General features: G+C 64.8%; 8 protein-coding genes. 4 read left to right on the top strand and 4 right to left on the bottom strand.

Features of this window, described 5'->3' with window-relative positions; all coding sequences use genetic code 11:
- Positions 1-44: 44 nt before the first annotated feature.
- The 4 genes from glyA to ACP2WS_RS03250 form a co-directional block, all read right to left on the bottom strand.
- The gene (glyA, locus tag ACP2WS_RS03265) at positions 45-1,289 is read right to left on the bottom strand and encodes a serine hydroxymethyltransferase (RefSeq protein ID WP_426459487.1); all 1,245 of its coding nucleotides are present in this window, start codon (positions 1,287-1,289) and stop codon (positions 45-47) included.
- 343 nt (positions 1,290-1,632) lie between these two features.
- The gene (locus tag ACP2WS_RS03260) at positions 1,633-2,745 is read right to left on the bottom strand and encodes a transglycosylase SLT domain-containing protein (protein WP_426459486.1); all 1,113 of its coding nucleotides are present in this window, start codon (positions 2,743-2,745) and stop codon (positions 1,633-1,635) included.
- 955 nt (positions 2,746-3,700) lie between these two features.
- Positions 3,701-4,867 carry an alpha/beta fold hydrolase gene (locus tag ACP2WS_RS03255; protein ID WP_426459484.1) on the bottom strand — a complete coding sequence of 389 codons (1,167 nt, stop codon included), beginning with the start codon at positions 4,865-4,867 and terminating at the stop codon, positions 3,701-3,703.
- A gap of 78 nt (positions 4,868-4,945) precedes the next feature.
- Positions 4,946-7,348: a plasma-membrane proton-efflux P-type ATPase gene (locus ACP2WS_RS03250; RefSeq protein ID WP_426459483.1), complete on the bottom strand. Its 2,403-nt coding sequence runs from the start codon at positions 7,346-7,348 to the stop codon at positions 4,946-4,948.
- Positions 7,349-7,771: 423 nt separating this feature from the next.
- On the opposite strand from ACP2WS_RS03250, the gene ACP2WS_RS03245 reads away from it, so the two are divergent.
- The 4 genes from ACP2WS_RS03245 to ACP2WS_RS03230 all read left to right on the top strand — a co-directional run bounded on the left by ACP2WS_RS03245 (position 7,772) and on the right by ACP2WS_RS03230 (position 13,058).
- Positions 7,772-10,852, top strand: a complete 3,081-nt coding sequence (locus tag ACP2WS_RS03245) for a DUF349 domain-containing protein (protein WP_426459482.1) — start codon at positions 7,772-7,774, stop codon at positions 10,850-10,852.
- A gap of 359 nt (positions 10,853-11,211) precedes the next feature.
- Positions 11,212-11,622: a DUF1924 domain-containing protein gene (locus ACP2WS_RS03240; protein ID WP_374491412.1), complete on the top strand. Its 411-nt coding sequence runs from the start codon at positions 11,212-11,214 to the stop codon at positions 11,620-11,622.
- Between the two features lie 47 nt (positions 11,623-11,669).
- Positions 11,670-12,272, top strand: coding sequence for a diheme cytochrome c (locus tag ACP2WS_RS03235; protein ID WP_426459480.1), 603 nt, complete (start codon positions 11,670-11,672; stop codon positions 12,270-12,272).
- A gap of 51 nt (positions 12,273-12,323) precedes the next feature.
- The gene (locus ACP2WS_RS03230) at positions 12,324-13,058 is read left to right on the top strand and encodes a cytochrome b/b6 domain-containing protein (protein ID WP_374491408.1); all 735 of its coding nucleotides are present in this window, start codon (positions 12,324-12,326) and stop codon (positions 13,056-13,058) included.
- The last annotated feature ends 15 nt before the right edge of the window (positions 13,059-13,073 follow it).

Raw genomic sequence — 13,073 nt, 5'->3', positions numbered from 1 at the left:
ATCTTTCAGCAGGGAAAGACGTTCGCCCCCGTTGCCGGACTGAATCAGCGGTAGACCGGGAAGCGGCTCGTCAGGGCCTGCACCTTCTCGCGCACAGCCGCAATATGGGCCGGATCGCGCGGGTTGTCGAGCACATCGGCAATCAGGTTGGCCGTGGCGCGGGCTTCTTCTTCCTTGAAGCCGCGGGTGGTCATGGCCGGAGTGCCGATGCGGATGCCGCTGGTCACGAACGGCTTTTCAGGATCGTTCGGGATGGCGTTCTTGTTGATGGTCATGTGGGCTTCGCCCAGCACGGCTTCGGCTTCCTTGCCGGTAATGCCCTTGCTGCGCAGATCGACCAGCATCACGTGGCTCTGCGTACCGCCGCTGACAATGCGCAGACCGCGTGCGGTCAGGGTTTCTGCGATGACCTGGGCGTTCTTCTTGACCTGAATGGCATAGTCCTTGAACTCGGGAGCCAGGGCTTCCTTGAAGGCCACGGCCTTGGCTGCGATGACGTGCATGAGCGGGCCGCCCTGCAGGCCGGGGAACACGGCGCTGTTGATGGCCTTTTCGTGCTCGGCCTTCATCAGGATGAAGCCGCCACGCGGGCCGCGCAGGCTCTTGTGGGTGGTGGAGGTCACCACGTCGGCATGGGGAACCGGGTTGGGATACTGGCCAGCGGCGATCAGGCCGGCGTAGTGGGCCATGTCGACCATGAAGATGGCGCCGACGTCCTTGGCGACCTTGGCGAAGCGGGCAAAGTCGATTTCGAGCGAGTAGGCGCTGGCGCCGGCAATGATGAGCCTGGGCTTGGTCTCGTGGGCCTTGCGCTCCATTTCGTCGTAGTCGATGGCTTCCTGGGCGTTGAGGCCATAGCTCACCGCGTTGAACCACTTGCCGCTCATGTTGAGCGCCATGCCGTGGGTCAGGTGGCCGCCTTCTGCCAGGCTCATGCCCAGAATGGTGTCACCGGGCTTCAGGAATGCGAGGAACACGGCCTCGTTGGCGCTGGCGCCGCAGTGCGGCTGCACGTTGGCAGCTTCTGCACCGAAGAGCTGCTTGAGGCGCTCGATGGCCAGGCGCTCGGCCACGTCGACGAATTCACAGCCGCCGTAGTAGCGCTTGCCGGGATAGCCCTCGGCGTACTTGTTGGTGAGCTGGGTGCCCTGGGCGGCCATGACGGCCGGGGAGGCATAGTTCTCGCTTGCGATGAGCTCGATATGGTCTTCCTGGCGCTGGTTTTCGGCGCAGATGGCAGACCACAGTTCGGGATCGGTTTGTTCGATGAGGATATTGCGCTGGTACATGGCAGGCTTTCGTCAAAGGATGTTGACGCCTCCAGTGTGGAGGCTGCCCAGGCGAACGGCGGGTAAACGCAGCGTGGCACGATGGCGCAGGGCCATGGCATGACAACGACATGCGGCGCACTTCCCCGTGGTGAATGAGGCGGAACACGGTTCCGCTGGAGGCTCCACGTCAGCTGCCGGCAAGGCAGCCTATCGCCAGTTGTGCGCGGGTGTTAGTGTAGCGGAAGATGGCACCAAGCCCAACAACAGCCAGCGATGGAGGGGCCCGGCTGGCGGGCCGGCGTGGCGAGTCAGGTGCGCAGTGAGAGGGTTTTTTCTATGGCAGGCATGGCCTGCCGATCCGTCACTCGGTCATCGTGGAGGCATCGGCTGCGCCGGTTTCCACACCATGGGAAGGGGTGGCAGCAGCGAGCTGCTGCCCAGCGGAGGCAGCCCGCGAGCGCAGCACGGCCACTTCGACCGGATGCGAAGAGCCTGGAGTGCGGGCTGCTGCATGGGGCGGGGTATGCCGGGCCGAGGCCACGACGGCAGGCGCCACATGGACAGGTGCGGTGCCTGCATGTGCGACCTGTGTCTGTGCGGGATGGAGGGAGCGTCCTTCTTCCGGAATCGGCAGGCGGGCATCGTGGGCCACGGTGCGTCCCCTGGCCACGGCGCGGATGCGGGCATATTCGCGCAGCACCTTCTCGCCATATCCCTGGTCGTCAGGCAGTTTGGCTGCCCCCACGTAGTATTTGAGTCCGCCGCGCAGGGTGCCTCCCGAGCGGGAAATGGTTTCCTTGAGCACCTTGGCCCCCACACGCAGATTGGTCAGGGGATTGAAGGCAGCCTGCTCGCCCCCGTAGCTGCCGTATTTGTCGGAGTGGATGTGGGTCATCACCTGCATCAGGCCCTGGGCGCCGACATGGCTCTGTGCAAAGGGATTGAAGCTCGACTCGATGGCCATGACGGCCAGCAGCAGGGCCGGATCGATGGCTTCCTGCTTGCCGACGGCATAGGCTTCGTGCACCAGCAGCCCCACAGGCTCGGGCGCGACATGGTATTTGCTGGCCAGCCAGTGCGTGACGGCTGCCTGGCGGGCTGTGAGCGCCGCGGCAGGCGCATCATCCTGCAGCTGCTCGCTGGTGGCCGCAAGAGCCTGGGCGAGCTGGATCGTGGGGGGCGTTTCCATCTGTGCGTCCGAGGGGGATGGGCTGTCTGTGGGGGTGGCCAGCGGTTCGAGCAGGGCCATTGCGTGGGTGGCGGCCGCGGCACGCCAGCCCGGCTGTGTGGCGAGCAGCGCAGCAGCGGACACGACACCGATGCCGACCATGGCCATGCCGTTGTGGGTGATGAGCCAGCCCACGCGTGCCAGCCGGCGGGCCAGCGAGGTGTCCTTGCGGGACGGGGTGGATGGCGCATCCATTCCGGGAGCGGAAAGCGGCATTGTCAGAACGGCAGAAGAGGCAGTGGTCATGGTTGTTGTTCTCGTCGGACATGGACCTCAGGGCCCATGGGCTTGCGGGAGCCGTGGCTCCTGGGGAAACGCATGCCGGATCGGGACATGCCCGGAGTCTCTGCGCTGTGAGCGGACAGGGCTTCCGGTGGCGCCTGTGCAGACACCTGCGAGGTCTGCGGGACCGGGGCATCGGGCTGGTGGAGAGCTGCGCGCCTGCGGTCGATACCGCGTGCCAGGCGTGTCCTCCAGACCAGTCGATGCACGGACTGGCGGGATGCCGATCCCCGGAGGGAGCGGCGCCTTCCTGCTTGTGGAAGGGATTTCGGCGCGATTGTAGAAGGCGTCAAAATTACCAGTCAAGCATAAGGGTTGTTTTTATATTATTTATTAAAATATCAAAGCGCCGTGCAGCCCCTGATCGGGGAAGGCTGCAAGAGCTGTTACAGAATCCAAATGCGTGACGCTGCGCGCACTTGCGCGCATTCTGCAAGCCGCCTGAAGTCAGAAACGGAAGCCCATGGACGAAAGCGGGACGAAGCACCAGAAGATGTATCAGACGCGCAACATATTGCTTTTGGGTATATGCGAAAGCGCTTTTGCTATGGGCTGCAAGTGGTGGCCCGCAAAGCCTTTCGCAGGCGTCCTGCCATGCAGTGTCTGAGCGAGCGCCTGTGGACTGGAGCGCGTGGCCCTGCACGGGAGGTCAGGAGACATGCAGCCCGAGCGCAGGGCAGCCTGTCCTGTGGGTGCACGGCCTGCGCGGGGATTGGCAGCGCGGTGATCTGCGGATCCCCTCAGGGCAGGTCTGCAACCGTGTGCAACGGGATGTGAAATCGGCAAAAAAGAAGTACAGCGTGCTGCACCAGGCATCCTGCTGCACCTGCCCGGAGCACTGGGGACGATTCCAAGCAGGAACCAGACTGTCGGCGCCGGTCTCGGACAGTCTGGATGCTGCGGGAGCTGGATCAGGGCCTCAGGCCGATACCCGGGCGATCCATTGGGCAATGCCGGGCCAGGTGTCGCGCAGGGTGTGGCTGCCCATGAACAGGCCGATGTGGCCACCGGGGACGAGCAGCTTGACGATGTCCGAGGCAGGGGTGCCGAGATACTTGTCGGCGTCGAAGACCTGTTCCTTGGTGGTGATGTCGTCGGACTCGCCGGCCAGCAGCGTGACGGGGCAGTGGATGTCTCCGAGCGAGAGACGCTTGCCGAGTCCGACGAAGGTGCCCTTGGCCAGGCGGTTCTCCTTGAAGAGCTGTTCCACGGCTTGTAGATACCATCGTCCCGGGAGGTTGATGGGGTTTTCGTACCAGGCCTCGAAGGCTTCTTCCTTGTGTACGTAGGCAGGGTCGTTGATGTTCTCGAACAGATCCACGTACTTGCGGAAGTAATGCTGTTCGGGATGCATGTTTTTCCAGGCGGCAAGCATGAAGCGTCCCAGCATGAGTCCCCCTCCGAGCCGCACCAGACGCTGAAAATCGGACATTTTCATCTTGTGGGCCATTTCGCGGATCGGGCCATGGCCGGCATTGGTGTCGATGGGCGAGCCTGCGAGCACGAGGCTGCGCACCTTGGCGGGGTAGCGTGCCGCGTACATGGCAACCATCCAGCCCCCCTGGCACAGGCCCACGAGGTTGACCTGTCCGCCGAGCTCGTCGACCACCACATTCAGTTCGGCAAGGTAGTGGTCGATGTTGTAGTCCTTCATGTCCAGAGTGGCGCTGCGCCAGTCGGTGACGTAGACGCGGCGCAGCCCGTTGGCCATCATGGTCTCGACAAGACTTTGGCCCTTGGTGTAGTCGGCGATGGTGGAGGGGTGGCCTGCAAAGGGGGCATCGATGAGAGTGGGGATCTCGGTGCTGGTTTCGCCCTCGACCGAGAAGTCGCGCAGCCGCATGGTGTTGAGTTCCAGCAGAATGCGGTTGGGGGTGGCGAACTTGGCTTCGAGGCCCACGTTGAGCTTCAGGGCTTCGGTGGCGGTATCGAAGCCGCGCATGACGGTCTTGAAGCCTTCCTGTCCCAGGGCCGTCATCAGTTCCAGCGGCCAGAACACCGGAAGGGAATAGTGCGCCTGGGCGGGGGAGTGCGTCCTGGTGGGAGGGGTGCCGTGCTCAGCAGTGGCGGCAGAGGCTGTGGTCATGAGGAAATCTCCTGTGGATGAAGGAAATGAAGAGAGCCCGTGGCAGAACGCAGGCGCAGGAATAAGGGAAAACCCGCATCACAGTACCACGGGACGGAAAGAATGCCGATCCCAGAACCGCAGCACGGCCCGCTTGACCATGTTGTTGAACAGGAACCATGCAAAGGCATAGATCCAGACGATGAGGGCCAGCCGCCATCCGATGGGATGCACGAACCAGCCGTAGACGGCAGCCAGGGTGCCTGCCACCTGCGTGGCTTCGGTGGTCAGGAAGAGACGCAGGCTGGGCCAGGGCTTGTCCCAGAAATGGCCGTCGTTGCGTGCGAGGTACAGCGTCATGTGGCCCGCAACGAGCAGCTTGAGAAAGATGAGTGTCTGAGTGACTGGCCGAGGCAGCTGCCAGACGTTTTCGGCAAGCCAGAACATGCCGAAACTTGAAATCAGGCCGAGGCCTCCGAGGATGCCGGCGAGCATCAGGATGCGGTGCATGTCCCAGCGGACCGGATCGGGAGCGGGCACGGCATTGTCGTAGGCGATCATCATGATCGGGAAATCGTTGAGCAGCGCGAGCAGCACGATCATGATGGCAGTGACCGGATAGAACTGGAACACGATGATCGAAAGGCTCATGAAAAGCATGACCCGTACCGTTTCGCTGATGCGGTAGACCGCATAGGCGGTCATGCGCTGAAAAATGCGTCGCGATTCTTCTACCGCACTGCGGATGACGCCGAGCCCTGGTTCGGTGAGCACGAGGTCGGCTGCCGCACGGGCTGCGTCGGTTGCACCACTCACGGCAATGCCTACATCGGCCTGACGCAGGGCGGGTGCATCGTTGACGCCATCGCCGGTCATGCCGACCAGATGGCCGCCGGATTGCAAAGTTTTCACGATGCGGAACTTGTGTTCCGGGAAGACTTCGGCATAGCCGTCATGGGACAGCAGAGCGTGTGCATCCGGCCCGTGCTGGTCCGGGAAGGCTTGGCTTGCCGTCACGAAATCATCGCCCATGCCGAGCTTTCGTCCGATCTGGCGTGCAATGGCGATGTGGTCTCCGGTCACCATGCGCACCTGGATGCCCAGTTTGCGCAGGGCAGAGAGTGTGTCGGCACTGTCGGGGCGAGGGGGGTCGAACAAAGGCAGGAGGCCCAGCAGGATGCGCTGTCCCTGCGAGTCGGCCATGCCTACTGCCAGAGCGCGGTAGCCGCCTTCTGCCAGCTGTTCCACAAGGGCACTGACCCGGGCATGCACCGCATCGTCCGCACCACACCAGGCCACGATGGCCTGAGGGGCTCCCTTGGCCACGGTGAGGGGATGCCCGTCGAGGGTGACACGTGCTTCGGTGAGCTTGCGCACCGGATCGAAGGGGTGAAAGTCGATGGGGGTGACTGTATGGTGCTGCAGCGTGTGGGCTGCAGCTGTGAGGATGGCCGAATCTATGGCGTCGGTACTGGCAGGAGCACAGGCCAGTCCGGCCACCAGCAGCACCTGATCTGCCGAAGCGCCCGATACGAGCTGAGGAGTGGCCACCGTGAGCCTGTTCTGGGTCAGGGTGCCGGTCTTGTCCGAGCACAGTACATCCATGCCGGCGAGTTCCTCGATCGCTGCGAGCCGCGATACGATGGCTCCCAGCCGACTCAGGACGGAGGCGCCCACGGCCATCGTCACCGACAGCACCGCAGGCAACGCGACCGGAATGGCTGCTACGGTCAGGATGAGTGCGAATTTGAGCGAGTCGAGCATGGGTTCATGACGCCACCATGCCACGGCCAGCACAATGGCCACGAGCACCAGCGTGCCGACAATGAGGGCATTGCCGATTTTCAGCACAGCCTGCTGGAAATGCGAGGGAGCGCCGGCGGTTTCGACCAGTGCGGCCGTCCTGCCGAAATAGGTACTCATGCCGGTGGCCGTGACCCGCGCTGTCATCTGCCCCATGCGGACGATGGAGCCGGAGTAAGCCGTTTCGCCCACGCCTTTGTCGACCGGCAGCGATTCCCCCGTGAGGGTCGATTGATCGATCGACAGGGTATTGCCCGAGAGCAGAACGAGATCTGCCGGCACGATGTCGCCCAGCTCCACATGCACGATGTCGCCAGGAACCAGCTCGCTTGCCGGCACATCGAGCCAGTGGCCGTCTCGCAGCACCCGGGCCTGCGCTGCCAGTTTCTTTCTGAGCAGGGCAATGGCGTCATCGGCCTTGTGTTCCTGCCAGAAGGCCACGCCGGCATTGACTACCAGCATCAGCGCAATGATGGCAAAGTCGGACCAGTCCCCCGCAATGGCCGACAGGATCGCAGCCGCCTCGATCATCCAGGGAATGGGGCCCCAGACATACGAAAACAGCTTGACCCACACACTCTGGCGCTTTTCGGCCAGTGCATTGGGACCGTGTTCGGAGAGCAGGCGGGCCGCCTCGACCGAACTCAGGCCGCCGGGCGGTGTGGATGAGGGGGATGCAGGATCAGAAGTGGACGGCATGGCGTGGGGTGCTCCGGGCGACTGGACATGGCATGCAGACAAGAAGATGCCGGTTCTGTAGGGGCCTCTCTTTTCTTTGCGCGGAGCCGGCAAGAGGCCTGTGACTGCCTTCACCTTACTATGGCGCAGCACCGGGTGGACTCCCTGATACAAGCGGATACCGACATGTCATTCAGACGACAGCAGGCGTTCTGTTTCGGGTGTGACACTCCTCCCCAGCGGGGCTGTCGGGCATGGCGGAGCGCTCGCATCACGCGGAGGCTGCTGCCGCCGCTGGCGGTGTCTGCAGGGCCTTGCTCGGCCCCAGTTGGGCGGCGTGCGCCAAAAAGCGGGCAAAATACTCTTTTGTCCGCCAGTCGAGTGCTCCTGTTTTGCAGTTCGCGCCCACGGTGGACATGTACTGATTTCTGGAATGCAACCGTCATGATCCGTTTCCCCCTCTTTGGTGATTCCGACAAGGCCGAATCCCGCGAGCCTTCCGCAGTGCCGGCTGCCGATCAGGCCGCTGGCAAGCCCGTGTCTGCCACGCATCCCCTCGACGCCCTGACCGGGGGAGTGTTTTCTGCCCCCACGTCCGGTGATCGTGCAGCGCGCGTGCGCGCATGGATGGCCACCGATCCCGATCCCGCCGACATGCAGCAGGTCTACAAGGAGCTGAGCGCGCGCGACAAGGGTGCTGCCAAGGCCTTGCGCGAAAAGCTCGATGAGATCAAGCGCAGCAAGGGCCAGGAGCAGCTCGGAGTCGAGTGGGCAGCCAAGGCCGAGGCGCTGCTCGATGCACGTCGACTCAACATTGCAGACGCCATGGCCTGGCAGCGCGATGCGGCCAAGGCCGGTGCTCCTCTCAGCAAGGAGCCGCTCGCATCCCTCAAGCAGCGTCTGGCCGAGCGCGTCAAGGGCATCGAGGATCTGCAGACCCGTACCCAGATCCAGCGCGAAGCCGCCGTGCTGCTCGCCCAGCGCGTGGAAGTGCTCTCCACCAAGAGCTGGCAGGATGCCGACGCCGCCCAGGCCGCCCTGCAGGCCGACGTGGCCCACTGGCAGACCCAGGTGCAGGAACTGCAGCAGGATGCCAACTGGTCGAGCGTCGATCCGCGTTTTGCCACCCAGCTCGACAGCTCCACGCAGCAGCTCCAGCTGGTCGTACAGGCTTTCGACGAGGCACTGGCGCAGACCCGTGCTGCCGTGGCCGATGCCGCACAGCCCCTTCCGGCCGTGCCCGTCTGGGCCGACGAGCTGCGCGCGCTGCGCGGAGAAAGCGTGGAGCCTGCTGCGGAAACGCTCAGTGCCGAAGACCAGGCCGCTGCCGCCGAAAAGACGGCAGCGCAGGCCAAGCGCCGTGAAGAGGCGCAGGCTGCCGTGCTGGCAGCCATCGCTCGCCTCGAGCAGGAACTCAAGGGCGGACACAGCAAGGCTGGCGTGACTGCTGCACAGACCCTGCGCCAGGCCCTCAAGGAGCATCGCAAGCTGCTGGGAGCCGAGGTCGAAGGCAAGGCCCATGCGGCACTCGCTTCGGCTGGCGAGCTCGAAGGCTGGCAGCGCTGGCGTGCCGACCAGATCCGGCAGGAGCTGGTGCAGAAGGCCGAAGCGCTCATAGAACGCGCATCCCCCCCTGCACCGCAAGAGGCCCCGGAAAGTGCGGCTCCCGCCCCTGTGGCCGAGGCCGATTCTGCTGCCGCAGTGCAGGCACAGGCTCCGACGGGCGAGGCTGCTCCTGAGGCGTCGGTGGCTGAATCCATGCCCGACGCGGCAGCAGCGGCTCCGGGTGAGGCAGTCGCCGCTGCCGCGGAATCTGCTCCTGGGCAGGAGCCTCCTGCAAGTGCCAGCACTGCAGAGCCAGCCGAAGCCCCCGCCGCAGTGCTCGCACAACCACCTGCGGCACCGTCCGGCGACGCTTCCGCAGCGGCACAGACCGCCACTCCGGCGGAAGGCTCGCAGGCCGAGGCTCCGCGTGCCCTGCCCGTGAGCAAGCTCACTCCCCGCAAGCTGCAGGAAACCCTGCGCCAGCTGCGTGAACAGTGGAAACAGACCGACCAGGGTGGCACACCCAATCACGCCCTCTGGAAGCGGTTTGATACGGCATGCAACGACGCCTACCGCATCGTCGAGGCCTGGCTGTCCACCATGAAGGAACACGCTGCCGAGCACAAGGCTGCCCGCGTGCGTCTGATCGATGAGCTGCGCCAGTGGGGCGACAGGCTCACCGCGCAGGCAGAACAGGGTGCTGCCGACTGGAAGACCGCCCACCGCGAACTGCTGGCTTTTTCCCGCCGTTGGCGCGAGGCTGGGCATCTGAGCGAAAAGGTGTTTGCCGACCTGCAGCCTCGCTGGAAAGCCGCAGTGGCCCAGGCCAGTGCGCCGCTCGAAGCTGCCCAGAAGGCCAGCATTGCACTGCGCCAGGCCATGATCGAGGAAGCCGGCAAGCTCGGCGAGGCCGCGAGTCTGCGCATCGATGCCGTCAAGGCGCTGCAGCAGCGCTGGCAGCAGGAAGCGCAGAACGTGCCGCTCGATCGCAAGCACGAGCAGAAGCTCTGGGATGCCTTCCGCAAGCCCATCGACGAGGCTTTCCAGCGCAAGAGCCAGCAGCGCGAACAGGTGCAGGCTGCCCTGAGTGCCCACGACCAGCAGGTGCTGGACGCATCGCGTGCCCTCGAAGCCGCCAACGCATCTGGCGATGCCCAGGCCATTCTGCAAGCCGTGCAGGCACTGGAAGACGCCATGCGCCAGTCGGCAACCTCGCCACAGACGGCCGAGGGAGCTGCTGCGGCTGCCCCGCATGCAGAGGCAGCCACTGAGGCTGCTGCACCCGAAGCAGCTGCTGCCGAAGAAGGTGCACCCCGCGCTCCTGCGGCCAGTGCCGTTCAGCACCGTCCGGCCATTGCCGTGCGGGGAGATGATCGGCCTCAGGCTCGCGGTGCAGCGGGAGCGGGCAGCTCTGCCGCTGCTGCAGGGCAGGAGCGCCGGGGTCCAGCAGGCCGGGGAGCCCGTCCTGGGGATCGAGGTGGCCGTTTCGGAGATCGCCCCGAACGCGCCCCGCGTGGCCCGCGCCTTGGAGATACCGCCTTCCGAGCCCAGCGTGATGCCATGGATCATGCGCAGGCAGCCCTGCGCAAGCTCAGCGAGCAGGCGCATGGCGCCACGCTCACCCATCTGCTCGGTGCCTGGGAACAGCGCCAGGCGGATGCGCTTCCTCCGGCCAGCGAGTTGGGCAAGCGCGTCACCGGCGCTCTGCGCAACCAGTGGGTCGCTGCGCTGTCTGCCGCTCCTCACGGCGAGGCTGCCACAGCCCTGTTGCGTCTGGAAATGGCAGCCGAAGTGCCTACGCCGGCCGATCAGCTCGACGCACGCCGTGCCCTGCAGCTGCAGCTGCTCACGCGGCGCAACGATCCGAGCCCCCGGGAAACCTGGGGAGCCGATGTGGCCACAGTGCTGGGCAGTGGCTACGACGCTGCCCAGGCGCGGCGTCTGCAGCAGGCGCTCAAGGTGTTGATGCGCAAATCCTGACGCGGGCAAAGGCGCAGCCCACCCTCCACGCCGGTTCTTTGCAGCTGCCGCAAGGTGGCTGCAGCCGGAGGGGGGCGAGCCGCGTCCTTCCTGTTTCCACTACCTCGCGGGCCGATGACATCGGTCCGTTTTTTTTGCGTGTGGCACACGGTACTGCAGCCCATATCCGGCCTGTCGATTTAAGAGCCGCTTCAGATGCAAAGACCATGATCGCGTCATGCCCTTTGAGGCGTGACGACATGTGCAGGACAGTTCCCAGCGGCCCACCCGTCTTGGCTGAATCGGTCTGGATCTTCCTGATCTCTGCAGTGCGCGCATGCCCCCGGGGCCTCATGTCTTTATCGATCAGGAGGTTTTCCATGCATGCGCGTTCATTTTCGTGGTCGCTGGTTCTGGCGGGGCTGGCGGCACTTTCCGGCGTCTCCCCGGCCTTTGCGGCAGACACCAGTCCCGCACAGCAGCTGCAGCGCTGGCAGCAGGCCGCCGGTGGGGTGGGAGTCGCCGCGCGCGGGCAACAGTTCTATGCCAGCCGCCACGGTGCGGAATGGAGCTGTGCCTCGTGCCATGGCACGACTCCCCGGGGCATGGGCAAGCATGCTTCCACCGGCAAGAGCATCGAGCCCCTGGCTCCTGCGGCCAACCCGCGTCGCTTCACCGAAACCGCCAAGGTGGACAAATGGTTCCGCCGCAATTGCAACGATGTGCTGCATCGCGAATGCACGCCTCGCGAGAAGGCCGACTTTCTGGCTTACGTCACCACGATCCGCTGAAGCGGGCTGATGTCCCTTCTTTCTGAATTTTCCTACGGAGCATCGCCATGCGTTTGATCGCACGAATTCGTTCATGGACTCCCGGCCGCTGGGCCCTTCTGGCCATTCCCATGCTGGTGGCTGTCGCTTCGGGACTGACCGTACTGGCCACCAGCGCCCATGCGGACGACGACGAGCATGCAGAGGGAAGTCACTTCTCCTCGCGCCACGAAGGCCGGGAGGAACACCATGGACACGAAGGCCGTCCGGCTGCCGCGTCCCGCGTGGCCGCCATGCCCCCCGCCTACCGGCAGGAATGTGCCGCCTGCCACATGGCCTACGATCCCCGCATGCTGCCGGCCAGTTCCTGGAATGCCATCATGGGCTCCCTGTCCCGCCACTACGGCACCGATGCTTCCGTGGATGCGGCCACTGCACGCACCATCAGCCAGTACCTGCAGAAGGAAGCCGGCCAGGGACGCCGCACGGACACGGAGCGTCCTCCGCAGGACCGCATCACGCGCAGCCGCTGGTTTGTCCACAAGCACCACGAAATCGCTGCCAGCACATTCAAGCGGGCTTCCATCCGCAGTCCAGCCAACTGCATGGCCTGCCACCGCGGTGCCGACAAGGGCGACTACGACGAGGACCGCGTGCGCATTCCACGCTGAGGCCGCGCGGTATTGCATCCCGCATCCCGTCGCATCTTCCGGAGTTTTTTCATGTCCCTGTTGCATTTCCCGCCCGGCCCCCATTCTGCCGGGCAAAGGGAGCGCACCCCTGCTGCTGCCCTTCATCCCGGCCCGGGACGTCTCGTCAAGGACGCCCCGACCCGCGTGGCCCATGCCGGCATGGCCCTGTCCTTTCTCGTGGCCTATCTGACGGCCGAAGGGGAGGCCTGGCGCCTTTGGCATGTGATCGCGGGCTACGTGCTGCTGCTGGCGCTTGCCTTCAGACTGGCATGGGCCGTGGTCGGGCCGCCATCGGCCCGCTTCACGGCTTGGTGGCTGCGCCTTCGGGCGGGCTGGCAATGGCTGGCAGCCCATCGCCATCGGGTGGTATGGCAGGAATGGCGTCGCCAGCCCGCCGCACGACTCCGCCAGGCACTGGCCCAGCTGTCCCAGATGGTCATCCCCACCTTGCTCGTGCTCAGTCTGGCAGCAGGGCTCAGCGGCTGGTTCGTCGAGTTCGATTGGGCGAGCGAATCCATGGCCGAGTGGCATGATGCGCTGGGCAACGCCTTGCTCGTGGTCGTGCTGCTGCATCTGGCCCTGCTGCTGACCCGAAGCTTCTGGCAGCGCCAGAATCTGATGATAGTCATGTGGTCGGGCCGCCTGCCCGGCAGAGGCCCTGATCTCGTCCCCTCCCATCGCAGTGGACTGGCCTGGGCACTCGCCCTGAGCCTGATCGCCTTTGCCGCATGGTACTGGTGGCAGGCACAGGCGAGCCTGCTGTGAATCCCGGCAGAATGA

The organism is Brachymonas moutaii (nom. illeg.), from assembly GCF_049977365.1.
Classification (GTDB): domain Bacteria; phylum Pseudomonadota; class Gammaproteobacteria; order Burkholderiales; family Burkholderiaceae_C; genus Brachymonas.
Note: the sequence above shows the minus strand (reverse complement) of the source record. Positions and strands in the feature narration are given on the sequence as shown.